Below are 23,166 nucleotides of genomic sequence, written 5' to 3'. Positions count from 1 at the left end.
GGAGAACATGACCTTCCGTGACGTAGCCGTCGTCGGCTTCGCGCATGCCCCACACGTGCGTCGCACCGAGGGCACCACCAATGGTGTCGAGATGCTGATGCCGTGCTTCGCCGAGCTGTACGCAGACCTCGGCCTCAAGCAGACCGACATCGGTTTCTGGTGCTCGGGATCCTCGGATTACCTAGCCGGCCGGGCGTTCTCGTTCCTCTCCGCGATCGACTCGATCGGTGCAGTGCCGCCGATCAACGAGTCGCACGTCGAGATGGACGCAGCGTGGGCGCTCTACGAGGCGTACCTCAAGATCCTCACCGGCGCGGTCGACACCGCCCTGGTGTATGGCTTCGGCAAGTCGTCGGCAGGCGTGCTCCGCCGCGTCCTCGCCCTGCAGACCGACCCGTACACCGTCGCACCCCTGATGCCCGATGCAGTGTCGACGGCGGGCCTACAGGCCCGCTTCGGTCTGGACTCCGGTAAGTGGACCGCGGAGCAGATGGCGCAGGTCGCGCTCGATTCGATGAACGCTGCCGGTCGCACCGACTCGGAGAAGCCCGCCAAGAGCATCGACGAACTGCTGTCGCGCCCCTACTTCGCAGATCCGTTGCGTCGGCACGACATTGCGCCGATCACCGATGGTGCGTCGGCCATCGTGCTGGCCTCGGGTGACCGGGCCAGGGAACTGCGGGAGAACCCCGCCTGGATCACCGGCATCGAGCATCGCATCGAGACCCCGGTCCTCGGTGCCCGCGACCTGACCACCTCGCCGTCGACCGCGGCATCGGCGAAGGCCGCCACCGGCGGCGACGTCAGGTCGATCGACGTTGCCGAGATCTACGCCCCGTTCACCCATCAGCAGCTGATCCTCGCCGAGGCCATCGGGCTGAGCGACTCGACGAAGATCAACCCGTCCGGAGGTGCCTTGGCCGCGAACCCGATGTTCTCGGCCGGCTTGGAGCGGATCGGCTTCGCAGCCCGACACATCTTCGACGGATCCGCGCAGCGGGTCCTCGCCCACGCCACCAGCGGCCCTGCGCTGCAACAGAACCTGGTCGCCGTCCTCGAGGGGAAGAACTGATGAGCGCTTGCGCGAAGAGGAGACAACACTGATGGCAGGACTGAACGCAGCCGTCCTCGGCACCGGGCAGACCAAGTACGTCGCCAAGCGCAAGGACGTCTCGATGAACGGCCTCGTCCGCGAGGCCATCGACAAGGCACTCGCGGACTCCGGCTCGACGTTCGACGACATCGATGCCGTGGTGGTCGGCAAGGCGCCCGACTTCTTCGAGGGCGTCATGATGCCCGAGCTGTTCATGGCCGACGCCGTCGGCGCCACGGGCAAGCCGCTGATCCGGGTGCACACCGCGGGTTCGGTGGGCGGGTCGACGGCGATCGTCGCTGCCTCACTGGTGCAGTCGGGCAAGTACCGGCGTGTGCTGACGATGGCCTGGGAGAAGCAGTCCGAGTCGAACGCCATGTGGGCGTTGAGCATTCCGGTGCCGTTCACCAAGCCCGTCGGCGCGGGAGCGGGTGGCTACTTCGCACCGCACGTGCGCTCCTACATCCGGCGCTCGGGCGCCCCGACGCACATCGGTGCGATGGTCGCGGTGAAGGACCGTCTCAACGGCGCGAAGAACCCGCTGGCCCACCTCCACCAGCCGGACATCACGCTGGAGAAGGTCATGGCGTCTCAGATGCTCTGGGACCCGATCCGGTTCGACGAGACCTGCCCGTCGTCTGACGGCGCCTGCGCGATGGTGATCGGCAACGAGGAGATCGCCGATGCCCGCGTGGCCGAGGGCAATCCGGTGGCCTGGATCCACGCCACTGCGCTGCGGACCGAGCCGCTGGCCTACTCCGGTCGCGACCAGGTCAACCCCCGGGCCGGCCGCGATGCCGCTGCCGCGCTGTGGCGCGACGCGGGCATCACCTCACCCATCGACGAGATCGACGTCGCCGAGGTGTACGTGCCGTTCTCCTGGTTCGAGCCGATGTGGCTGGAGAACCTGGGTTTCGCCGCCGAGGGCGAGGGATGGAAGCTCACCGAGGCCGGCGAGACCGCGATCGGCGGCAGGATCCCGTTCAACGCATCGGGCGGCGTGCTGTCGTCGAACCCGATCGGCGCCTCGGGCATGATCCGGTTCGCCGAATCGGCCATCCAGGTGATGGGCAAGGCGGGCGACCACCAGGTGCCGAATGCGCGCAAGGCGCTCGGGCATGCCTACGGCGGTGGCTCGCAATACTTCTCGATGTGGGTGGTAGGCGCCGACAAGCCGGGATCGTGACCGCGGCCGTCTCGTCGGCGGGCAGGCTGTCGCGGGAGGCGGCGATGGCCGGCGACAAGGATGCTTGGCTGGCGCTGTTCGCCGACGACGCCATCGTCGAGGATCCGATCGGGCCGTCGCACTTCGACCCGGAGGGGCGCGGTCACCGCGGCAAGGCGGCGATCGCGCGCTTCTTCGACATGGCGATCGCCCCGAGTCAGCTGGAGTTCCACTTCGACAAGACCTACGTCTGCGGCGACGAGGAGGCGAACGTCGGTCACATCGTGATCGTCGCGAGCGGATATCGCGTCGTCGCCGAAGGCGTGTTCACCTACCGCGTGAACGCCGACGGGAAGATCGTTGCGCTACGGGCTTATTGGGAGCTGGACAAGGCTGCCGCGAGCGCGCAACCCGTCTAGTTCTTCGCTGCTGCCCGACCGAGCGTGACGCCAGCGTTTCATCCACAGGCCACCGCGACTCCAGCGTCACACCGGCCGATTCCGTCGGTCTCGCGTCGGATGGTCCGGGTATGCGAGAACCCTTCATCGGCAGCGAGGCCGTCGCTCGAGGCGACGTCGCGAAGTGTGCGTTGCGCAGTACCTACACACGTATGTTCCGGGACGTCTACCTGCCACCGGGCGTCGACCTCACTCCAGTGAGCCGGGCGCGGGCCGGCTGGCTGTGGTCCCGACGGCGAGCCGTCGTGGCCGGCTTCACCGCGTCGGCGCTCCACGGCGCCAAGTGGGTCGACGACTCGCGACCCGTCGAGCTGCCGCACGACAACCGCCACCGCATGCCCGGATTGCTCGTCCATGGCGACACCCTGCTCGCCGACGAGGTCGTCGGCGTGGCAGACACACCCATGACCACGCCGGAGCGCACCGCTTTCGACCTGGCCTGCTGGTACCCGCTCAACGAAGCGGTCGCGGCAGTGGACGCGCTTGCCCGTGCGTCGGACCTCGACCTGTCGGACGTCGCGCGCCTCGCCGAACGCCATGCCGGGCGGCGCGGGTCCCACCAGGCGCGGAACGTCATCGATCTGGCCGACGCGGGAGCGGAGTCACCCCGGGAGACCTACCTCCGGCGACATGGGATGGGAGGGCGAATGGCGCATCGCAATCGAGTACGACGGCGATCACCATCGGACGGACGAGAGGCAGTTCGCCCGCGACATCGCCAGGGTGGAGCGCCTCGAGGCCGCCGACTGGATCGTCATCCGCGTCACGGCGAAGGACAAGCCGGCCGACGTCCTCCGACGCATCCGCGCCGCCATTGCGCGGCGAGCGTGACGCCAGCGTCGCGTTCGGCCGCCTACGTGACTCTGGCGTCACGCTCGGCGCCAGGGTCGGCGCCAGAAGCCACCAGCAGGCCGCACTACGCCTCCTGGATCTCCCCCAGGCCGTTCCGGTAGCGCTCGGCGAGACCGCGGTACGTCGCCGGGGTCATGTTGACCCACCGCTCCGCACCGGTGCCTGCAATGGGGCCGCGCACCTTCGCCGGAGCCCCCGTGACGAACACCTCGTCGGGGATCTTCGTGCCGCCGATCACCAGCGAGTGGGCGGCGACCATGCTGCGGCGGCCGATCACGGCTCCGTCGAGGACCGTGGCGTGGTTGGCGATCACGGCCTCGGGGCCGATGTGCGCGCCGTGGATCACGCAACAGTGCGCGATCGACGCGAGCGGGCCGACGTCGGTGGGAATCCCCGGTGGAGCGTGCAACACGCTGCCGTCCTGCACGTTCGCCCCCTCCCGGATGATGATCGGGGCGAAGTCGGCGCGCAGTACCGCGTTGAACCACACCGATGCGCCCGCCTCGACGTGCACGTCGCCGATGAGGGTCGCCGTCGGCGCCACGAAGGCGCTCGGGTCGACCACGGGTGAGCGTCCCTCGAATGAGTAGAGCGGCATGGACTGGTTATACCGCAGGTAGTGGACCCGACGAGGGCTTGCGCGAACAGCCGGTGAACTGCGTTGCGTTGCGCTTTGGGCGGCAAAAACTGTAACGTGTTCTAGTTAGAAGTCCAGATACGGGAGGCCCACCGTGACGACCGAAACCGCAAGCGTCCGCGAGATCGACACTGGCTCGCTGCCAGACCGGTATGCGCGTGGCTGGCACTGCCTCGGCCCCGTGGCCAATTACCGCGACGGCGAGCCCCACGGCATCGAGATCTTCGGCACCATGCTGGTGGTCTTCGCCGACTCGAACGGCGACGTCAAGGTGCTCGACGGCTACTGCAGGCACATGGGCGGCAACCTGTCCCAGGGCACCATCAAGGGCGATACGGTCGCCTGCCCGTTCCACGACTGGCGCTGGGGCGGCGACGGCAAGTGCAAGTTGGTGCCCTACGCCAAGCGCACCCCCCGACTGGCTCGCACCCGCGCCTGGGAGACCGACGTCCGCGGCGGACTGCTGTTCGTGTGGCACGACGCCGAGGGCAATCCGCCGCCACCCGAGGTCCGCATCCCCGAGATCCCGGAATTCGTCGACGACGGCTGGACCGAGTGGCGCTGGCACACGTTGCTCATCGAGGGCAGCAACTGCCGCGAGATCATCGACAACGTCACCGACATGGCGCACTTCTTCTACATCCACTACGGCCTGCCGACGTACTTCAAGAACGTCTTCGAAGGCCACATCGCCAGCCAGTACCTGCACAACGTCGGTCGGCCCGACATCAACGACATGGGCACCACCTACGGTGAGGCGCACCTCGACTCCGAGGCGTCCTACTTCGGGCCGTCGTTCATGATCAACTGGCTGCACAACAACTACGGCGGCTACAAGGCCGAGTCGATCCTGATCAACTGCCACTACCCGGTGACCCAGGACTCGTTCGTGCTGCAGTGGGGCGTCATCGTCGAGAAGCCCAAGGGCGTCGACGAGAAGACGTCCGACAAGTTGGCCCGGGTGTTCACCGAGGGCGTCAGCAAGGGATTCATGCAGGACGTCGAGATCTGGAAGCACAAGACCCGGATCGACAACCCGCTGCTCGTCGAGGAAGACGGCGCGGTGTACCAGATGCGACGTTGGTACCAGCAGTTCTACGTCGACGTCGCCGACGTGACGCCGGACATGACCGACCGCTTCGAAATCGAGGTCGATACCACGGCCGCCAACGAGAAGTGGCACGTCGAGGTCGAGGAGAACCTGAAGGCGCAGGAGGCGGCGAAGGAGTCCGCGCAGCAATCGCAGGAGCAGCCCACCGAGGTGTCCTGATGACTGCGCACGACGAGCGGACCCAGGCGCCGGACGTCGACCGTCTGGCTCGCTCGATGCTGCAGCTCACCGGTCACGACGACGACGATCACCACGCGGGCTCCGCCGATACGACCGGTGGCAGCGCGTGGTCGAAGGCGCCGGACTTCGCCGCCGATCCCGAGCGTGCAGCCGCGGTGCGCGAGGCGAGCCACCGCGACAGGGAGCGCTACCTCACCGCCGGCCTGGTACCCGTCGACTGCCGGTTCTGTCACGCCACCGTCGCGGTGAAGAAGCTGGGTCCCGAACACACTGCCGTGCAATGGAATTCGATTGCGACGCAGCGATGCGCGGTGTTCGCCGAGATCCGCGCGTCCGGCGGCGACAGCAGCCGAAGCCGCGCGTGCCCGAAGCTGTCCGACAGCATCCGGCACGCCGTCGCCGAAGGCTGCCTCGAGGAAGTCTCGAGCGCTCCACCACCCGGCGACGGCTAGGTCTGCTCACAGACCCTGGAAGCGCTCCTTGACCTCCTCGGCGGTCAGACCGTAGTCCGCCAGCGAGTAGGTGTGCTTGGGTGCGCGTGGTCCCTTCTTGCTCTCGGCGTGACTGTGCTCCACGGCCGCCCGCGCGTCGTCGGTGAAGTCGATGCCGAACTGCCGGTACACGCCTTCGACCGCCGCGATCGGATCCTCGACGAACTCGAAGTAGTCGAGATCGTAGAACTGGGCCGGGTCGTGCTTAGCGCGTTCGGCGTCGAACAGGCGCAGTCCCCGTGACCAGGTCTCCATCGCGTCGCGGCCGATGACCTCACCGGTGAAGCTGTTCGACCACCCCTCGGTGGTGTGCTGGGCCAGCGAGCACATCGAGGCCATGATGGTCTCTGCCGGCCGGTGGCACTGCACGACGAGGGCGTCGGGATAGGTCGCGAACAATGCGTCGAGCGCGAACAGATGGCTCGGATTCTTGAGCACCCACCGCTTCTCGGGATCGTTCGACCCGATCAGCTGAAGGTTCTTGCGGTGCCGCGCATATGACTTCGTCCAGTCGCGGCCCGCCAGCCACTGCGCATACGTGGGAATGTGCGCCAGTGTCTCGTACGACACCGAGTGCAGCGACTGGCGCAGCAGCTGCCAGCACTCCTCGACCTCGTCGGCGGTCATGTAGTGCAGCCCGGTGTAGTCCGGGTTTTCCGCGTGGGCCTTGCTGAACTGCGCGTCGAGCTGCTGGAACACCGGGTTCTGCGACCACGTCTCACGCGGCGGGCGGGGCTGCGGGAACTCGGCCAGCCACAACTCGAGGCCCTGGTGCCGCGGGTCGGCGGTCAGCAGCCGATGGATGACGGTGGTGCCGGTGCGCGGCAGACCGGTCACGAAGATGGGCCGTTCGATCGGCACGTCGACGTGCTCCGGGTACTGCTTGAACGCCGCCTCCGACACCAACCGGGCCACCAGCGCGTTGCGCACGAAGAACCGCTGCATCTTGCTGCCGAGTTCGGTCAGGTCGGCGTCGCGCTGATAGGAGTCGAGCAGGACCGCGAGCGCCTCGCGGTAATCGTCGTCGTCGGAACCGAAGTCGTCGAGACCGCAGGCCTTGATGGCCGAGGCGTGCAGGTCGTCGACGGTGCCGACGTTGGTTCTGGTCGTCATGCCTTGTACTCCCCGCAGTTGACGTCGAGTGCCTGGCCCGTGATGCCGCTGGACAGGTCGCTGGCCAGGAACAGGATGGCCGAGGCCACCTCGTCCTCGGTGGGCAGCCGCTTGAGATCGCTGTTGACCGCAGCCGCCTTGTAGATCTCGTCCACCGTGGTGCCGTACTTGCCCGCCTGGTGCTCGAAGTAGCTCTGCAGGGTGCCGCCCCAGATGTAGCCGGGCAGAACGGAGTTGACCCGGATTCCAGCCTCACCGAGTTCGCTCGCCAGCGACTGCGACATGGCCAACAGCGCCGACTTCGCCATCTTGTACGCGCCCTGCTTGGGGTCGGAGTGCCGGACCACCATCGAGTTGACGTTGACCACCGAGCCGTTCGCTTCGGTGAGGGCGGGGGTGAAACCCTGGATCATCCGCAGCGCGCCGAGCACGGTCAGTTCAATCGTGTCGCGGATGTGGTCGAAACTGGTCTTGGCGAAGGGCTTCATCGACGGCACGCGGAACGCGTTGTTGATCAGGACGTCGACCTTGCCGAACTCCGCGATCGACGTGGACACCAGATTGGCGACCTGCGCCTCGTCGGTGATGTCGGTACCGACTGCCAGGGCACGCCGGCCCAGTGCGGTGACCTGACCGGCGACGTCCTCCAGTCGCTCGACCGTGCGGGCGGCCAGTACGAGATCGGCGCCCTCCTCGGCACATCGCCGAGCGAGGGTGGTGCCCAGCGCGGGGCCCACACCACTGATGACCACGACCTTGCCCTGCAACAGACCTGTCATGACTAGCCCACCATCCTCTCGCCGATCAGCCTCTGCCGCAGCGCGATGCGCGCCCGCCAGTCGTCCTCGGAGATCACGTTGGAGTCGTAGTAGGGCAGGACCGATTGCACCTTCTCGACGTCCACCACCTCGAGCGTCGGGCCATCGGCCTCGGTCAGCTCCCGCGACACGCGCTGCCAGCGGAACTGCAGATAGCCCTTGGCGTGGCCGAGCGTCTCGCACCAGTTGGTGACGCCGGGGTTGGCGTCGGACACGACGATGCGAATCTTGCCGTCCGGATCTGCCTGCGCCTGAGTACCGTTGAGCGAGGTCTGGTGGTTGATGTAGTCCAGCGAGATGTACCAGAGGCTGCCCAGCTGGAAGCCGAGATACGGCGCGTCACTGACGGGCAGCGTGATGACGATCGCCTGGTCCGGCGCCAGGTCGTAGTGGCCGACCGACGAGTACTGCGTGGCCAGCCCGCCGGGGGTCAGGCGCGGTGCGGTCAGGGTGTTGACCGGCAGGTCGTCGTAGAACCACTTCGGGAACTGCAGCCAGGTCTTGACCCGTTGCACCAGTTGCTTGCCCGCGACGGCGTAGCGCTTCTCGATGAGCTCACGCGTCAGCGGTGGGGGCGCGGTGCCCGCCGTGTCGGTGCGCGCGATCGCGAACGTTCCGCGTTGCGCCGACCAGTCGTTGTAGACCTCGCGAATCACCAACTGCGAGGGCACCTTCGGCGTGAACCGCCATTCGAAGGTGCCGTCGGAGGCGATGTCGAGCTTGCGGTCGTCGAACGCGGTCGCGCTGTCGGGCACGTTGTCGTCGGTGTACTCGCCGCCGAGCAGCTGGAAGCTGACGTCGGTGGTCGTGCCGCGCCTACCCGTGACGACGTACTCGTGCTCGGGCTGCACGCGCGTCCCGAAGTACATGGTGTCGGGGTTGTCCAGGCCCATCTTCGTGAACGGCCCGGTTCCGCTGTGCAGGAACGGATGATCGCGGTCGTAGTCGAAGGCGACCGACGTACACGCGGCGATGCAGCCCGCCAGGTACTGCAGCCCCTCCAGGAGATCTGCCTCGGATTCGATGAATGGTGCAGCGGCAACGAGGCTCTCGGCCTCGGCGATGGCGTCGGCCAACGGCTGTGCGTACATGCGGATGAGGCCTCCGGGATGAGGTCAGCCGTTCCATTATTGGAACGCGCTGGTAGAGTTCTGACCCGAACACTAGAACGTGTTCCAATTCGAGTCAACGTCGGAGGGGGCACCGTGACGGGCCGGACGTCACCGCCGACGCAACGCGTCGTCGAGGTTCTCGACTTCCTGGCGCGCCATCCGCACGACCGGTTCGGCATCTCCGAACTCGCGAGGAGAACGGGCCAGAGCAAGCCCACCTGCCTCGGCATCGTCACCACGCTGGCCGAATCCGGCTACCTCCTGCGCGATGCGGACGACAAGACCTATCGCCTCGGACCGTCGCTGATCGCCCTCGGTCACGTCGCGCAGGAGTCCATGCGCGCCGGCCCGTCGGCACGGGAGGAACTCCGGGCACTTTCCTCGGCGTACGGCACCACCGCAGCACTCGCGGCGATCGTCGACGACCGGATCACGCTGCTCGAACTCGTCGACCCGCCCGGCGCGGATCTCCGGAGGTCGGTGCGGGTGGGCCAGAGCTACCCGTTCGCGCCGCCGGTGGGGCTGATGTTCGTGCTGTGGGACGACGACGCGCTGCGCGACTGGCTGGCCAGGGAACCGACCATTCCACTGCGCACCGGCTCCGACCGCCTGGACCGCGTCGTGGCCGAGTGCCGCGCCTCGGGCTACCTGGTGGAGCGGCTCACCCCGGGCGGGCGGCGGCTCTACGCGCTGATGGCGGGGATGTCCTCGACGATGCCCCAGGAGTTGCGGGCGCTGCTCGGCGAACTGATCTCCGACGTCGGCGAACGGGTGTACCTGCGCAGCGAGGCCGGTGCCCAGCGCCAAAAGCACGACATCAGCGTGATCTCCGCCCCGGTGTACGACCACTACGGGCGGCAGACGATGGTGGTGTCGCTTCAGATCGGCAGGGCGCTCACCGATGCCGAGATCGCCAGGCACGCGAAGGGCGTGATGGCCACGGCGCACACGCTCACGACGCAGCTGGGCGGCCTGCATCCGTCGCACGGCGAGCGCGCCACGCGGCCCACGCCCCGGTAGCCCACAGCGCCCAGACCACCAGCAGCGGCTGGAACGCCAGCCGGATGGCGCGCGAGCGATCCGAGTCCAGCCCGAATGCGTCGGAGTGGGTGAGGTACTGCGACACGTTGCCGGGGAACACCGCGACGAACAGGGCAGCGGTGAGCCAACCCAGGGCCACCCGCCACCGCGCGACGAAGAGCAGGCCGAGGCCGAGCGCGATCTCGACGATCCCCGACACGATGACGACGAAGTCGACGTTCAGCGGCAGGTACGGCGGGACCTGCGCGTAGAACGACGCCCGGGCGAAGGTCAGATGGCTGACGCCGGCGAAGACCAGCGCCGCGCCGAGCAGCAGACGAGCCAGCGTCCGCACGTCAGCTGACCGCGGCGATCGCGAACGGAAGGACCTCCGGCGCTCCGGCCTGACGCAGGACCCGGGCCGCCATCGTCATCGTCCACCCGCTGTCGACGAGGTCGTCGACCAGTAGCAGCGGCCCGCCGAGGTCCGACAGGTCTGGCATCTCCCACGAACCGTCCAGCGCTGCAACGCGATACGCCGAATTGGCGGCCGTCACGGGCCGGCGCTCGACGGCGTAGGCCAGCGAGCCCAGGTTGGTCAGCCGCCCCAGGTCGGCGAGCCGTGCCACCAGCGATTCGATCAGCAGCGGATGGCGTTCGGAGTCCAGACCCATCACCGCCGTCGGGCGGGTGTCCCACTTCCAGGCGGCCAGCACGTCGACTGCCGCGCGCACCAGGTCGTCGGGCGCCTCGGCGTCGGGGCCGTCGAGCACCGCGCGCAGGCGCGCTCCCCAGCCCAGGTCGGTGAGCCTGCCGATGGCCCGCCCCGCACCGGGACCCTCCGAGATCTTGCCGCTCAGGCTGACACCCAGCTTGGCCAGGCCCGAGGGCCATTGCCTGCGCGGAGTGATCTCGACGCCCGGACGCATCAGCCGCTGCCGGGTCGCCTCGGCCGCCGACTCGTCCACGGTCGCGTCGTAGTGGGCGCCCGTGCAGTTGTCGCACCGGCCGCACTTCTCGCCGTCGGCGAGTTCCGGGTCGTTGAGTTGCCTGCGGAGGAACGTCATCCGGCACTCGTCGGTGGCGAGGTAGTCGAGCATCGCCTGCTGCTCGCGCCCGCGGGCCTCGTCCAGCCTGCGATAGCGCTCCTCGTCGTACTCCCACCGCTCCCCGGTGCCCACCCAGCCGCCCTTGACCCGACGCACCGCCCCGTCTACGTCGAGGACCTTGAGCACCATCTCCAGGCGCGTCCGGTTGAGGTCGACGAGCGGTTCGAGCGCGGGCGTGGACTGCGGACGGTCGGTTTCGAGTGCTCGAATGACGTTGCGCACCATGGGCTCCGACGGGAAGGCGACCGACGCGAAGTAGCGCCACACCTCGCGGTCCTCGGCACCGGGCAGCAGCACCACCTCGGCACTCTCCGTCGAACGCCCGGCACGTCCCACCTGCTGGTAGTACGCGATGGGTGACGCAGGCGCACCCAGGTGCACGACGAAGCCGAGGTCCGGCTTGTCGAAGCCCATGCCGAGCGCGGACGTGGCCACCAGCGCCTTCACCCGGTTCGCCAGTAGGTCGCCCTCGAGCTGTTCCCGCTCGGCGGCCTCGGTGGCCCCGGTGTAGGCCGCGATCTCGTGGCCCCGTTCGCGCAGCATCGCCGCGACGTCGTTGGCCTGCGCCACCGTCAGCGTGTAGATGATCCCCGACCCCGGCAGGGTGTCCAGATGCGCGGCCAGCCACGCCGCGCGTTGGGCGGGATTACCTGCCTTGACGACCGACAGTCGCAGGGACTCGCGGTCGAGCCCGCCGCGGAGCACGAGTGCGTCTCCGCCTGCCTCTCCCCCGCCGACACCCAGCTGGCTGCGCACGTCGTCGACCACGCGGTCGTTCGCGGTGGCGGTCGTCGCGAGAACCGGTATGCCGGTGCCCAATTCGCCGATCAACGTGCGGATGCGGCGGTAGTCCGGACGGAAGTCGTGGCCCCAGTCGGACACGCAGTGCGCTTCGTCGATCACGACCAGGCCTGCGTCGCGGGCCAGCGCGGGCAGCACGTCGTCGCGGAAGTCGGGGTTGTTCAGCCGTTCCGGGCTGACGAGCAGCACGTCGAGGTCGCCGGTCCCCACCGCGCGGTGGACGTCCTGCCAGTCCGCGACGTTGCTCGAGTTGATCGTCGCCGCCCGCACCCCGGCCCGTGCGGCGGCCTGGACCTGGTTGCGCATCAGCGCGAGCAACGGGGACACGATGACCGTCGGGCCACGCCCCTCGGCGCGCAGCAGCTTGGCCGCGATGAAGTAGACGGCCGACTTGCCCCACCCGGTGCGCTGCACCACCAGCGCGCGGCGGCGGTGCACCACCAGGGCCTCGATGGCCGTCCACTGGTCGTCGCGCAATGTCGCCTGCGGCCCAGCCAACTGCTCCAGCAGGGTCTGCGCCTGATCGCGCGTCGCCGTCACGGGCGGCGCGGGCGAGCGCAGCGATGGTGGGTTGTCATGGGTCCATCGTGCCGGGTCGCTCCGACGGACGGGTCGCAGCCCACCGCGAGCGTCGACTTTCCGTCGGCGGAACGCGCGAACGTCAACGGAAACTCGACGTTGGCGCAGATCAATACGCGTAGGTGTTGGCGGGCTTCTCGATGCGCGTCACCGTCGCGGCGCTCATCGTGGGCACGTAGTCGTTGACCGCCTGCGCGGAGCCCGGCTCGACTTCGCCCTCCACCGCTATCCACGTCTCCTCGCCGAAGGCGGCGGCGGTCGCGGCGGCCGGGCCCGACAGCCGGATCCGTGCCAGTTGGGCGTCGGCTGCGCAGCAGACGATGACCACGCGGCCGAGGTAGACGCCGTCGGGGTAGCGCAGCGTGAAGCCGGTGGCGGTGATCGTCCGGCCGTCGAGACTGCGCGCCGGGTCGGCGGCAGCTCGCATCACGATCTCGGGCACCGCGACGGTCGGCGCGGGTCCGGCAGGCAGCGGTGGAAAGTCGCGCGGCTTCGGCGCCGACGTGACGGGCGGCGCGGCGGTGGCGCCGCGGGCGTCCAGCGGCGGGGGCACGATGAACGCGACCATCGCGATCGGCACGAGCAGCAGCCACGCCAGCCCGCCGCGGTGCCGATGGCCATGGCCGTGTGCGTCGTCGTGGTGCTCGTCGGGTCGGCCGGCGTTGCGCACGTCGCGGACCACCGCGGCCAGACCGAGCCCGACCAGCACCACCGCGGCGATCACGAGCCACGGCAGCAGCGCAGGCTTTACGTAGTGCACGTAGGTCCCTCGCAGCAGCATCACCGCCATGCTCGCGCCGACCAGCAGCAGGACCAGATTCTGGGTGAACCGGCTCATCGACCGTCCCCCAGGAAGGCGAGGCCGACCAGCGTCGCGATCACCGTCGCGACGACGAACGTGGCCGGGCCGAACCGCACGGCGAAGCTGCGTCCGAACATGCCCGCCTGCATCGCCGCGAGTTTGACGTCCACGGCGGGACCGACGACCAGGAACACCAGCCGCGGCAGCAGCGGCAGCATGGTCAGGCTCGCCGCCACGAACGCATCGGCCTCCGAGCACAGCGCCAGCACGACGGCGAGCACCGCCATGGTCAGCACGGCGAGGATCAGGTTGCCCGCGAGGTGTTCGAACATCCAGGCGGGCACGACGACCCGCAGCGTCGCGGCGGCCGCGGCGCCGACCACGAGGTAGGACGCCGCCTGCAGGAAGTCGTGGCGGGCCGCCTCGGAGAACGTGGTCCACCGCGAACTCCCCGGCGCCCGGTCGGTGCGGGGTAGTGAGCGCGTCACCCATTCGTGGCGGCCGAAGCGCAGCCACAGCATGCCCATCGCGACGGCGGTCAGCAGCGACGCCACGCACCGGACCAACACCATCTCGGGATTGCCCGGGAACGCAACCGTCGTCGCGACCAGCACCACGGGGTTGATCGCGGGGGCGGACAGCATGAACGTCAGCGCGGCCGCTCCGGTGCGGCCGGGCCCATAGAGCCTGCGCGCAACCGGGACCGAGCCGCATTCACAGCCGGGCAGCGCAGCGCCGCCGATGCCTGCAACCGCGACCGCGGCGGCGGGCCGACGGGGCAGCCAGGACGCCAGCCGCTCGGCGCTGACGAAGGTGGCGATGAGACCGCTGACGACGACGCCGAGAACCAGGAAGGGCAACGCCTGCACGAACACCCCGCTGAACACCGTGGCGGCCGTGCTCAGCGCCGAATGTCCAGCGACGACGCCGCTCAACCATGGTGCGGAGACCGCCAATCCGAGCAGCGCGAGCAACAGCATCTCGAGCGAACCGGCACGGCGTCGCCCAGTGGTCGACGACGACGGGGCTGCGTTCACGGGCCCATCATGCCTGCGCCGGCTGGGCGTCCGGCGACGCCGGCTCGACGCGCCGACGATCATCGTATTGCTGGTGGTGGCGCGGGCTACCATCCGATGACGATGACGCACGCCAAGCCCGACGAAGAGCAGCCGCCACCGCAGCGGACCACGACCGCGGACAGTCCCCGCGTCACCACGCCCGCGCTGCCGCCGCAGCGCTCGGGACGCTTGGCCGTCGTGGTGCCCGTGTTGATCTCACTCGTCGCGCTCGGAGTCGCGAGCTGGGCGCTGTTGCGCTCGCCCGACGACACTCCGCCACCACCGACCGATCAACAGGTCGCGGAAGCAAAGGACGCGGCGTGCGCTGCCTATACGCGGGTGCGCACCTCGGTGGCGCTGCAGAGTCAGGCGGGCGCTGGCGCCGACCCGAACGCGGCACCGCTCGTTGCCGTCAACGCGCGCCTGGCCATGGCCATCGGCAGCCAGCACATCGTCGACAGTCTGAGCCCTGCGGTTCCAGCCGAACTCGCTGATTCATTGCGGTCCGTGGCGACGGGGCTGCAGGACATCACGATCAACGCACTGGCCGGGACCGATGGCGGCGACGCCGGCCAGGTCGACCGGCTGCGCGAGGTCGAGGCGACCAGCCAGAAGATCGTCGAGCTGTGCAAGTAAAGGCGCGCCGGCCGTAGCCGGCGCGCCTTCACCGGTGAGTCCTAGCTTGCGTCGGATCCTGCATCTCCGCCGGACTCGGAGCCCGTACCGCTCGTCCCGCCGGCGTCGGCCCCGCCCGGCGTACCGGCACCACCGGGTGCTGCGAATCGGTTTCCGGTGAGGGCGCCGATCCCATTGCTGATGGCATCGGTGAACGGCTTGAACGGCGTGAACGGAGCGCGGCCGCCCGATCCCGACGTCGGGCTGGTCGACGGCTTGTCCAACGGTGCCCCGTTGACACCGGGGATGACGACGGCCGGCTCATCGGTGGTGACCTCGTCGGTCTCGGGAGTCGCCGCGGGCGTCTCGGGCGCCGGCGCCTCCGCGGCGGTGGTCTCGTCGACCGTGTCGAAGGTTGCGACGTCACCGGTGGCCTCGGCGGGCGCGGAGAGCGCCTGAGCTTCGTCCGCGGCGAGCGGCGCTACGGGGGCCGGAGCCTGAGCCGGAGCCGAGACCGCAATGACGTTCGGCGGAACCGGGAGTCCGCCGTTCGGCTGCACGATTCCCGGCGTGGGAGGCGTGAATGGCGCGAACGGCGTATTGGCCGCCGTCATATTGGGCGACAGCCCGAACGAAAGGGTGGGCGGCAGCAGGATTCCGGTACTGACGAACGGCAGGAAGTTGAATCCGAACGACATCGGACCGACTTGAGTGGTCGTGCTCAAACCGCCGACGCGGTAGTCGTAGAAGGGGCCGTTCGCGAAGTCCTGATAGGTGACGAAGCCGGTGGTTCCCGAATTGGTGATGATTCCGGGGATTCCAGCAGTCCACCGACCGATGTCGACGGAACTGAAGTTGTCCGGTTGCCCATTGATGCCGGTCTGGCCGGTCGGCGCCTGAGTGAAGCCGATGGCCTTGAGCACGTTGAGGTCGAAGACGAGCGGGCCGAGTCGGTTGGCGGTCTGCAGGACGCCCGCGTGGGTGGCCACGTAGGGGTCGTAGGACACGGCATTGTCGGTGAAGCCGATCGCGCCGGTGCTGCTCGCCAGACCGGCGATGCCCGAAACCCACTCATCCATCTGGGTGTAATTGGCCGTGCCGGCGGTGCTCCCGGGTGGCGGGCCTGCGGCGCTGAACGACCTCAGGGAGTTCAGATCGAAGCTCAGCGGTCCCAGGCGGTTGACGGTCTCGAGCGTGCCGTTCACCGCTGCGGCGGTGTCGGTGACGACTGCCGACACGGCGGCGGCACCCGCAGTACTGGTCGTCGGCGACGGCGCCACGACCCAGGGCAGCATTTCTTGGAAGCTGAAGTTGGCCGTCGGCTCAACTTCGCGAACTGTCGGCTCGGGGTTAGCCAGTGGCAAACTATATCCGGCTACCAGCAACGCTCCTGCACCGATTGCGGTAATGCCTACGCCGCAATAGCGGCAAATGTTCTTGATCATCGTTTCCCCAGCCAGATGCGTTGAATTGTCGGTCCAGTAAATACCAATCAGCCCTGCATGGTCAAGGGATTCTCCAGACACGGCTAAGTCCGAAGAGTATGAATTACGAATAGCTCAAGATCAAATTGGCGCATACTCGGGGCGTCGAGGTGCTATTGCCGTCGGCATGTCGTGAACGCAGCGGCCAGCTACCGATTCGCCAGAGGGGATTCGGGCGCTACTGCGGACGGGCCGTCAGTTGACGAGGAGCCAGATCGCGACGAAGTGGCACGTCGCGCCGACCGCGGTGAAGGCATGAAAGAACTCGTGGTGGCCGAACGTCGCCGGCCACGGATTCGGCCAGCGGGTGCCGTAGAGGATCGCACCGATGTTGTACAACACGGCGCCGGCGACGAGCAGTGCGACGACCACGATCCCAGCGCCATCGAGCAGCACTTCGACGAACAGCACGGCGACGTAACCCAGCAGCAGGTACAGCGGGACCCCGACCCAACGCGGGGCCGACGGCCACAGCATCTTCAGCGCGACGCCCGCGGCGGCGCCCGTCCAGACGATGACGAGCACCTTGTTGCCGACGTCCGGAGGCATCGCCAGCACCGCCAGGGGTGTGTAGCACGCCCCGATGAAGACGAAGATCAACGAGTGGTCGAACCGCTTCATCCACTTCTCGGCGACCGGCGACCCCCACCGGACCCGGTGATAAGTGGCACTGACGCTGAACATCCCGACGATCCCGATGGCGTAGACCACGGCCGCCCAGAAGGCGCCCGGCCGCGGCGCGTACCAGGCTCCGTAGACCAGGGCGGTGCACGCGACGAGGGCGACACCGGCGGAGACGAGGTGGATCATTCCGCGCGCGCTGGGGACCCCGACGAACTCCGCCACCATTTCGACCGCCGTCGGCGCATGGATGTGCGCTTCCGGATCGAGGGGGCCGGAGATCATGTCGGCCGGTTGAACGGTCAGAGCGCGTCTCCGATGTCGTGAGCGTGCCAGCACTCGTCAGGGCAGCGCGGCGTGGAATACGTCGGCGCATCGCGAGCCTACAGTGACGATGTTCGCTGGACGGACTTGGAGACGTTCGTTAAGCGGCTGTTGCGGTATCGATATCCGGGCGGTCAGCCTGCGGTTGCCGCAGCGTCTTGTTCGCGCTTGATTTCCAGGGCGATGTCGATGAGCTGGTCCTCCTGGCCGCCGATGAGCTTGCGCTGCCCGGCGCGGTGCAGGAGCTGATGCGCGGGTACGCCGTAGCGCTCGGACTGGCGGATGGCGTGCTTGAGGAAACTGGAGTACACCCCGGAATAGCCCATGATCAGCGCATTGCGGTCGAGCAGGCACTCGGCCGGCATCGCAGGTGCGACGACCTCCTCGGCGGCGTCGGCGATGTCGAAGAAGTCGATGCCGGTCTTCACGCCGATCTTGTCGAACACGCCGATGAGCGCTTCGACGGGCGCGTTGCCCGCACCCGCGCCGAAGCGGCGGCACGATCCGTCGATCTGCTTGGCGCCCGCGCGCACGGCCTCGATGGAGTTTGCGACGCCGAGCCCCAGGTTCTCGTGACCGTGAAAGCCCACCTGAGCGTCATCGCCGAGTTCGGCGACCAACGCCGCGACCCGGTCGGCCACCCCGTCGAGGACCAGTGCACCGGCGGAGTCCACGACGTAGACGCACTGACATCCCGCATCGGCCATGATCCGCGCCTGAGCGGCGAGCTTCTCCGGAGAGATGGTGTGGCTCATCATCAAGAACCCGACGGTCTCCAGACCGAGTTCACGGGCCAGGCCGAAGTGCTGGATCGACACGTCGGCCTCGGTGCAATGCGTGGCGATGCGGCAGATGGAGCCGCCGTTGTTCTGCGCCTCCTTGATGTCTTCCTTGGTGCCCACGCCCGGCAGCATCAGGAAGGCGATCTTGGCGTCCTTGGCGGTCTCGGCCGCCAGCTTGATCAGCTGCTGCTCCGGGGTCTTGGAGAACCCGTAGTTGAAGCTCGACCCGCCCAGCCCGTCGCCGTGGGTCACCTCGATGACCGGCACGCCCGCCGCGTCGAGCGCGGCGACGATCGAGCCGACCTCCTCGAGGGTGAACTGGTGACGCTTGTGATGGGACCCGTCGCGCAGCGACGTGTCGGTCATCCGGACGTCCCAGATGGGGTTGAAGTAGATGCCGTCGGTGCCGGTGGTGACGCTCACGATTGCGCTCCTGCTGCTGTCAGGGACTGCTTGGCGATCTCCTCGCCCACCTTGGTGGCCGCGGCGGTCATGATGTCGAGATTGCCGGCGTAGGGCGGCAGGTAGTCGCCCGCGCCCTCGACCTCGATGAACGTCGTGACCACGGCTTGACCGCCGGAGTTCATCGACGGGTCGTCGAACTGCGGCTCGTTGAGCAGGCGGTAGCCCGGCACGTAGGTCTGCACCTCGGCGACCACGTCGCGGATCGACGCGGCGATCGCATCGCGGTCGGCGTCCTCGGGAATCGCGCAGAAGATGGTGTCGCGCATGATCATCGGCGGATCGGCCGGGTTGAGGATGATGATCGCCTTGCCGCGGCGCGCACCGCCGATGCCCGACACCCCGGCGCTGGTGGTCTTGGTGAATTCGTCGATGTTGGCCCGGGTTCCCGGACCGGCCGACGCCGAGGACACCGACGCCACGATCTCGCCGTAGGGCACCACCCCACCCTGGGCCTCCACCGCGCGGGTCACGGCGTAGACGATCGGAATTGTCGCCTGCCCACCGCAGGTCACCATGTTCACGTTCGGTGCGTCGAGGTGCTCGCGCAGGTTGGCGGGCGGAATGACCCCGGGCCCGATGGCCGCCGGGGTCAGATCGATCGCGCGGATGCCCGCCTCCGCGTAGCGCGGTGCGGCTTCACGATGCACGTAGGCACTGGTCGCCTCGAACACCAGATCGGGCTTCTCATCCTGCGCGAGAAGCCAATCCACACCCTCGTGACTGGTCTCCAACCCCAGCTTGCGCGCCCGCGCCAAACCCTCGGACTCCGGGTCGATCCCGATCATCCACCGCGGTTCCAGCCAATCCGACCGCAGCAACTTGTACAGCAGGTCGGTGCTGATGTTGCCCGACCCGACGATCGCGACGGATCGCTTCCTAGAAGCCATTTCGGCCATGTGCATCGGCTCCTGAATCGAAGATCATCACTGGAAGGAAAGGTGAACTGAACCTAGCCCGTCGAACCGAGCTACGAAATCGTCTCCCGGACGTGCATCTATCGCACGCGTGCAGGATCCCGGCAACACGATGTCACCGGCCTTCAAACGCACGCCGAACTGATCGACCTTGCGCGCCAACCACGCCACCGCAGTCACCGGATTGCCCAGCACCGCATCACTTCTTCCCTCGGCGACCACCTCGCCATTGCAGGTCAACACTGCATCGATCGCCCGGATGTCGACGTCCTTGGGCGATACCCGTTCCTTCCCCAGCACCCAGCCCGCAGACGAGGCGTTGTCGGCGATCGTGTCGCACAACTTGATCTTCCAGTCGGTGATCCTGGTGTCGATCAACTCGATCGACGGCGCGAACGCCGCCGTCGCCGCCAGCACGTCGTCCTCGGTGCAGCCCTCCCCGGGCAGGTCGTCGGCCAGGATGAAACCGACCTCGACCTCCACCCGCGGATACAGGAACCGACCGGCCTCGACCGGCCGATCCTCGAAGACCTCCATGTCGTCGAGCAGATGCCCGTAATCGGGCTCGTCGACTCCCATCATCTTCTGCATCGCCTCCGACGACAGACCCACCTTGTGGCCGATGACCCGAGCCCCCTCGGCGACCTTCTGCCGGATGTTGATCAGCTGGATCTCATACGCGTCGACCACGTCGATCTCCGGATGGCCATCCGTGAGCGGGGTGATCGGATCGCGGCTGCGCTCAGCCTGGGCCAGCTCCGCGGCCAGCTTCGTGCGCACCTCGACGGGCAACATTCGTGAAGTCCCCTCGTTTGATTGACCGGCACTGTTGTTGGATGGCCGGGCCATTCTATAACGTGTTCTACATGACTGAGCAGGAGTGCCAGGAGTTTGACGTCGTCGTTGTCGGGAGCGGCGCCGCCGGCATGGTCGCCGCCCTCACCGCCGCCCACCAGGGCCTCTCGACAGTAGTCGTCGAGAAGGCCCCGCACTATGGAGGTTCTACGGCGCGGTCGGGTGGCGGCGTGTGGATCCCGAACAACGAGATCCTCAAGCGTAACGGGGTCAAGGACACTGCCGATGCGGCGCGCACCTACCTGCACGCGATCATCGGCGACGCCGTCCCGCCGGAGAAGATCGACACCTACCTCGAGCGCGGCCCGGAGATGCTGTCGTTCGTGCTCAAGAACTCGCCGCTGAAGCTGTGCTGGGTGCCGGGGTACTCCGACTACTACCCCGAGACGCCGGGCGGCAAGGCCACCGGCCGCTCCGTGGAGCCCAAGCCCTTCAACGCCAAGAAGCTCGGCCCCGACGAGAAGGGGCTGGAACCGCCGTACGGCAAGGTGCCGATGAACATGGTGGTCATGCAGCAGGACTACGTCCGGCTCAACCAGCTCAAGCGGCATCCGCGCGGCGTGCTCCGCAGCGTCAAGGTGGGCGTTCGCTCGGTGTGGGCCAACGCCACCGGCAAGAACCTGGTGGGCATGGGACGCGCGTTGATCGCCCCGCTGCGGATCGGCCTGCAGAAGGCCAACGTGCCGGTGCTGCTGAACACCGCGCTGACCGACCTGTACGTCGAGGGCGGCGTCGTCAGAGGCGTGTGGGTCAGGGACACGAACGAGCCGGAGAGCGCCGAGCCACGACTGATCCGGGTGCGCCGCGGCGTCATCCTCGGTAGCGGCGGCTTCGAGCACAACGAGCAGATGCGGGTGAAGTACCAGCGCGCGCCGATCACCACCGAGTGGACCGTGGGCGCGGTCGCCAACACCGGCGACGGCATCATCGCTGCCGAGAAGCTGGGCGCCGCACTGGAGATCATGGAGGACGCCTGGTGGGGTCCGACCGTGCCGCTGGTCGACTCGCCGTGGTTCGCACTGTCGGAGCGCAATTCGCCCGGATCGATCATCGTCAACATGGCGGGCAAGCGGTTCATGAACGAGTCGATGCCGTACGTCGAGGCGTGCCACCACATGTACGGCGGCCAGTACGGCCAGGGCGCGGGCCCCGGCGAGAACATCCCCGCGTGGCTGATCTTCGACCAGCGTTATCGTGACCGCTACATCTTCGCCGGATTGCAGCCGGGACAACGGATTCCGAAGAAGTGGCTGGAGTCGGGCGTGATCGTCAAGGCCGACTCCCTGAAAGAATTGGCCGAGAAGACCGGGCTGCCCGCCGACGCGTTCGCCGCGACGGTCGAGCGCTTCAACGGCTTCGCCCGCACCGGCGTCGACGAGGACTTCAAGCGGGGCCAGAGCGCCTATGACCGCTACTACGGCGACCCGACCAACAAGCCGAACCCCAACCTGGGCGAGATCGGCCATGGGCCGTTCTACGCCGCGAAGATGGTGCCCGGCGATCTCGGCACCAAGGGCGGGGTCCGCACCGACGTCGACGGCCGCGCGCTGCGCGACGACGGCTCGGTGATCGAGGGCCTGTACGCCGCAGGCAACGTGAGTTCCCCGGTGATGGGCCACACCTATCCGGGTCCCGGCGGCACCATCGGACCGGCCATGACGTTCGGCTATCTCGCCGCGCTGCACCTGGCCAAGACCTCGAAGCCGGCGGCCACGGGCGGAGCGCGTACCTGATGCCGATCGACCTCGACGTAGCGCTCGGCGCCGAACTACCGCCCGCGGAGTTCTCGTGGACCAGTAGCGACGTTCAGCTGTACCACCTGGGCCTCGGAGCGGGAGCCGACCCGCTCGACCCGCGTGAACTGCGGTACCTCACCGACGACACCCCTCAGGTGCTGCCGACGTTCGCCAACGTCGCGCAGAGCTTCCACATGACCGAGGCGCCCACGGTGCGCTTCCCCGGCATCGACATCGAGCTCAGCCGTGTCCTGCACGCCAGCGAAGCCGTGATCGCGCCATCGCCGATCCCACCGTCGGGCACCGGCATCGCCGTCACGCGCTTCACCGACATCTGGGACAAGGGCAAGGCCGCCGTCATCTGGTCGGAGACGACGGTGACCGCGCCCGACGGCACGCCACTGTGGACGCAGAAGCGATCGATCTTCGCACGCGGCGAGGGCGGATTCGGTGGTGAGCGGGGACCGTCCACGTCGTCCGAACCACCGCAGCGGGCACCCGATTACGAACTCGCCATTGCGGTGTCGCCGCAGCAGGCGCTGCTCTACCGGATGTGCGGTGACCGCAACCCGTTGCACTCCGATCCCGAATTCGCCTCGGCTGCAGGCTTTCCGAAGCCCATCCTGCATGGGCTGTGCACGTACGGCATGACGGCGAAGGCGCTGACCGACCTGCTCCTCGACGGTGACGCGGCCCAGGTCGGAAGCTACGGTGCACGTTTCGCGGGCGTGGTCTTCCCTGGCGAGACACTCAAGGTCAGCATCTGGCAGGACGGCGGCGCCTATCAGGCGATCGTCACCGCACCCGAACGCGACGATGCGGTGGCACTGGCCGGCGTGGAGTTCACCCCCGCGACCTAGGTACCGCGTCCTCCCAAGCCACCCACCCCACCGGGATCACGATGATTAGTCGACCGGCCGCGGGGAATACGCGGGTGTTCCAGCCGTCTCCAGCAACCTGCTAGTTTCGTC

The 23,166-nt window shown here is 68.0% G+C and carries 22 protein-coding genes and 1 pseudogene; 10 read left to right on the top strand and 13 right to left on the bottom strand.

What is annotated here, in order from left to right; all coding sequences use genetic code 11:
• Window positions 1-7: 7 nt before the first annotated feature.
• The 4 genes and pseudogenes from LOK44_RS06825 (at window position 8) to LOK44_RS06810 (ending at window position 3,547) form a co-directional block, all read left to right on the top strand.
• Window positions 8-1,072 (top strand): thiolase family protein, encoded by a 1,065-nt coding sequence (locus tag LOK44_RS06825; RefSeq protein WP_237569256.1) that lies wholly within the window; start codon window positions 8-10, stop codon window positions 1,070-1,072.
• 31 nt (window positions 1,073-1,103) lie between these two features.
• The gene (locus LOK44_RS06820) at window positions 1,104-2,279 is read left to right on the top strand and encodes a thiolase family protein (RefSeq protein ID WP_237569255.1); all 1,176 of its coding nucleotides are present in this window, start codon (window positions 1,104-1,106) and stop codon (window positions 2,277-2,279) included.
• A gap of 44 nt (window positions 2,280-2,323) precedes the next feature.
• Window positions 2,324-2,677: a nuclear transport factor 2 family protein gene (locus LOK44_RS06815; protein ID WP_163925066.1), complete on the top strand. Its 354-nt coding sequence runs from the start codon at window positions 2,324-2,326 to the stop codon at window positions 2,675-2,677.
• 110 nt (window positions 2,678-2,787) lie between these two features.
• A pseudogene (locus tag LOK44_RS06810) lies at window positions 2,788-3,547 on the top strand (putative endonuclease domain-containing protein).
• 85 nt (window positions 3,548-3,632) lie between these two features.
• On the opposite strand, the gene LOK44_RS06805 reads toward LOK44_RS06810, so the two are convergent.
• Window positions 3,633-4,166 (bottom strand): gamma carbonic anhydrase family protein, encoded by a 534-nt coding sequence (locus tag LOK44_RS06805; RefSeq protein WP_163921938.1) that lies wholly within the window; start codon window positions 4,164-4,166, stop codon window positions 3,633-3,635.
• Between the two features lie 133 nt (window positions 4,167-4,299).
• On the opposite strand from LOK44_RS06805, the gene LOK44_RS06800 reads away from it, so the two are divergent.
• Together LOK44_RS06800 and LOK44_RS06795 are read left to right on the top strand one after the other, a co-directional pair.
• Window positions 4,300-5,475 (top strand): 3-ketosteroid-9-alpha-monooxygenase, oxygenase component, encoded by a 1,176-nt coding sequence (locus tag LOK44_RS06800; protein WP_237569254.1) that lies wholly within the window; start codon window positions 4,300-4,302, stop codon window positions 5,473-5,475.
• Window positions 5,475-5,948 (top strand): hypothetical protein, encoded by a 474-nt coding sequence (locus LOK44_RS06795; RefSeq protein WP_237569253.1) that lies wholly within the window; start codon window positions 5,475-5,477, stop codon window positions 5,946-5,948. Before LOK44_RS06800 ends, LOK44_RS06795 begins: the two co-directional genes overlap by 1 nt.
• Window positions 5,949-5,954: 6 nt before the next feature.
• On the opposite strand, the gene LOK44_RS06790 is transcribed toward LOK44_RS06795, so the two are convergent.
• From LOK44_RS06790 to LOK44_RS06780, 3 genes are read right to left on the bottom strand one after another with little or no spacing between them, the layout of a single operon-like run.
• Entirely contained in the window at window positions 5,955-7,100 is a 1,146-nt protein-coding gene (locus tag LOK44_RS06790) for a sulfotransferase family protein (RefSeq protein ID WP_237569252.1), read from the bottom strand.
• Window positions 7,097-7,879, bottom strand: a complete 783-nt coding sequence (locus LOK44_RS06785; protein ID WP_237569251.1) for an SDR family oxidoreductase — start codon at window positions 7,877-7,879, stop codon at window positions 7,097-7,099. Before LOK44_RS06785 ends, LOK44_RS06790 begins: the two co-directional genes overlap by 4 nt.
• 2 nt (window positions 7,880-7,881) lie before the next feature.
• Window positions 7,882-9,009, bottom strand: coding sequence for a hypothetical protein (locus LOK44_RS06780; protein WP_237569250.1), 1,128 nt, complete (start codon window positions 9,007-9,009; stop codon window positions 7,882-7,884).
• Window positions 9,010-9,123: 114 nt separating this feature from the next.
• Between LOK44_RS06780 and LOK44_RS06775 the strand changes: the two genes are divergently transcribed.
• Window positions 9,124-10,050, top strand: a complete 927-nt coding sequence (locus LOK44_RS06775; protein ID WP_237569249.1) for an IclR family transcriptional regulator — start codon at window positions 9,124-9,126, stop codon at window positions 10,048-10,050.
• On the opposite strand, the gene LOK44_RS06770 is transcribed toward LOK44_RS06775, so the two are convergent.
• From LOK44_RS06770 to LOK44_RS06755, 4 genes are all read right to left on the bottom strand, one after another.
• Entirely contained in the window at window positions 9,983-10,405 is a 423-nt protein-coding gene (locus tag LOK44_RS06770) for a DoxX family protein (protein ID WP_237569248.1), read from the bottom strand. The genes LOK44_RS06775 and LOK44_RS06770 overlap by 68 nt on opposite strands.
• A gap of 1 nt (window position 10,406) precedes the next feature.
• A complete protein-coding gene (locus LOK44_RS06765; RefSeq protein WP_237569247.1) occupies window positions 10,407-12,500 on the bottom strand; it encodes a RecQ family ATP-dependent DNA helicase in 2,094 nt (697 codons plus the stop codon).
• Window positions 12,501-12,648: 148 nt separating this feature from the next.
• A complete protein-coding gene (locus LOK44_RS06760) occupies window positions 12,649-13,377 on the bottom strand; it encodes a TIGR03943 family putative permease subunit (RefSeq protein WP_237569246.1) in 729 nt (242 codons plus the stop codon).
• A complete protein-coding gene (locus tag LOK44_RS06755) occupies window positions 13,374-14,321 on the bottom strand; it encodes a permease (protein ID WP_237569772.1) in 948 nt (315 codons plus the stop codon). Before LOK44_RS06755 ends, LOK44_RS06760 begins: the two co-directional genes overlap by 4 nt.
• 159 nt (window positions 14,322-14,480) lie before the next feature.
• On the opposite strand from LOK44_RS06755, the gene LOK44_RS06750 reads away from it, so the two are divergent.
• Window positions 14,481-15,035: a hypothetical protein gene (locus LOK44_RS06750; protein WP_237569245.1), complete on the top strand. Its 555-nt coding sequence runs from the start codon at window positions 14,481-14,483 to the stop codon at window positions 15,033-15,035.
• A 41-nt stretch (window positions 15,036-15,076) separates the two neighbouring features.
• Here LOK44_RS06750 and LOK44_RS06745 read toward each other — a convergent pair whose 3' ends face one another.
• The 5 genes from LOK44_RS06745 to LOK44_RS06725 all read right to left on the bottom strand — a co-directional run bounded on the left by LOK44_RS06745 (window position 15,077) and on the right by LOK44_RS06725 (window position 20,399).
• Window positions 15,077-16,309, bottom strand: coding sequence for a hypothetical protein (locus LOK44_RS06745; RefSeq protein ID WP_237569244.1), 1,233 nt, complete (start codon window positions 16,307-16,309; stop codon window positions 15,077-15,079).
• A 384-nt stretch (window positions 16,310-16,693) separates the two neighbouring features.
• Complete coding sequence (gene trhA, locus LOK44_RS06740) at window positions 16,694-17,404, bottom strand: PAQR family membrane homeostasis protein TrhA (RefSeq protein WP_372481196.1); 711 nt, start codon at window positions 17,402-17,404, stop codon at window positions 16,694-16,696.
• Between the two features lie 173 nt (window positions 17,405-17,577).
• Entirely contained in the window at window positions 17,578-18,591 is a 1,014-nt protein-coding gene (gene dmpG, locus LOK44_RS06735; RefSeq protein ID WP_237569770.1) for a 4-hydroxy-2-oxovalerate aldolase, read from the bottom strand.
• Window positions 18,592-18,644: 53 nt separating this feature from the next.
• On the bottom strand, window positions 18,645-19,577 hold the full coding sequence (locus LOK44_RS06730) for an acetaldehyde dehydrogenase (acetylating) (protein ID WP_237569769.1): 933 nt from the start codon (window positions 19,575-19,577) through the stop codon (window positions 18,645-18,647).
• 36 nt (window positions 19,578-19,613) lie between these two features.
• On the bottom strand, window positions 19,614-20,399 hold the full coding sequence (locus tag LOK44_RS06725; RefSeq protein ID WP_237569243.1) for a 2-keto-4-pentenoate hydratase: 786 nt from the start codon (window positions 20,397-20,399) through the stop codon (window positions 19,614-19,616).
• Window positions 20,400-20,470: 71 nt separating this feature from the next.
• Here LOK44_RS06725 and kstD point away from each other — a divergent pair, with 71 nt between their 5' ends.
• The gene (gene kstD / locus LOK44_RS06720; RefSeq protein ID WP_237569242.1) at window positions 20,471-22,192 is read left to right on the top strand and encodes a 3-oxosteroid 1-dehydrogenase; all 1,722 of its coding nucleotides are present in this window, start codon (window positions 20,471-20,473) and stop codon (window positions 22,190-22,192) included.
• Window positions 22,192-23,055 (top strand): enoyl-CoA hydratase ChsH3, encoded by an 864-nt coding sequence (chsH3, locus tag LOK44_RS06715; RefSeq protein ID WP_237569241.1) that lies wholly within the window; start codon window positions 22,192-22,194, stop codon window positions 23,053-23,055. Before kstD ends, chsH3 begins: the two co-directional genes overlap by 1 nt.
• The last annotated feature ends 111 nt before the right edge of the window (window positions 23,056-23,166 follow it).

It is taken from the genome of Mycolicibacterium lacusdiani (genome assembly GCF_021916785.1).
Lineage (GTDB): Bacteria > Actinomycetota > Actinomycetes > Mycobacteriales > Mycobacteriaceae > Mycobacterium > Mycobacterium lacusdiani.
Note: the sequence above shows the minus strand (reverse complement) of the source record. Positions and strands in the feature narration are given on the sequence as shown.

Coding starts and splice junctions, on each gene's coding strand:
- trhA (WP_372481196.1), bottom strand. CDS start 17,404: ATGATCTCCGGCCCCCTCGATCCGGAAGCGCACATCCATGCGCCGACG.
- LOK44_RS06795 (WP_237569253.1), top strand. CDS start 5,475: ATGACTGCGCACGACGAGCGGACCCAGGCGCCGGACGTCGACCGTCTG.
- dmpG (WP_237569770.1), bottom strand. CDS start 18,591: ATGACCGACACGTCGCTGCGCGACGGGTCCCATCACAAGCGTCACCAG.
- chsH3 (WP_237569241.1), top strand. CDS start 22,192: ATGCCGATCGACCTCGACGTAGCGCTCGGCGCCGAACTACCGCCCGCG.
- LOK44_RS06820 (WP_237569255.1), top strand. CDS start 1,104: ATGGCAGGACTGAACGCAGCCGTCCTCGGCACCGGGCAGACCAAGTAC.
- kstD (WP_237569242.1), top strand. CDS start 20,471: ATGACTGAGCAGGAGTGCCAGGAGTTTGACGTCGTCGTTGTCGGGAGC.
- LOK44_RS06755 (WP_237569772.1), bottom strand. CDS start 14,321: ATGCTGTTGCTCGCGCTGCTCGGATTGGCGGTCTCCGCACCATGGTTG.
- LOK44_RS06745 (WP_237569244.1), bottom strand. CDS start 16,309: ATGCTGCCCTGGGTCGTGGCGCCGTCGCCGACGACCAGTACTGCGGGT.
- LOK44_RS06780 (WP_237569250.1), bottom strand. CDS start 9,009: ATGTACGCACAGCCGTTGGCCGACGCCATCGCCGAGGCCGAGAGCCTC.
- LOK44_RS06785 (WP_237569251.1), bottom strand. CDS start 7,879: ATGACAGGTCTGTTGCAGGGCAAGGTCGTGGTCATCAGTGGTGTGGGC.
- LOK44_RS06815 (WP_163925066.1), top strand. CDS start 2,324: ATGGCCGGCGACAAGGATGCTTGGCTGGCGCTGTTCGCCGACGACGCC.
- LOK44_RS06825 (WP_237569256.1), top strand. CDS start 8: ATGACCTTCCGTGACGTAGCCGTCGTCGGCTTCGCGCATGCCCCACAC.
- LOK44_RS06790 (WP_237569252.1), bottom strand. CDS start 7,100: ATGACGACCAGAACCAACGTCGGCACCGTCGACGACCTGCACGCCTCG.
- LOK44_RS06760 (WP_237569246.1), bottom strand. CDS start 13,377: ATGAGCCGGTTCACCCAGAATCTGGTCCTGCTGCTGGTCGGCGCGAGC.
- LOK44_RS06805 (WP_163921938.1), bottom strand. CDS start 4,166: ATGCCGCTCTACTCATTCGAGGGACGCTCACCCGTGGTCGACCCGAGC.
- LOK44_RS06730 (WP_237569769.1), bottom strand. CDS start 19,577: ATGGCTTCTAGGAAGCGATCCGTCGCGATCGTCGGGTCGGGCAACATC.
- LOK44_RS06750 (WP_237569245.1), top strand. CDS start 14,481: ATGACGCACGCCAAGCCCGACGAAGAGCAGCCGCCACCGCAGCGGACC.
- LOK44_RS06725 (WP_237569243.1), bottom strand. CDS start 20,399: ATGTTGCCCGTCGAGGTGCGCACGAAGCTGGCCGCGGAGCTGGCCCAG.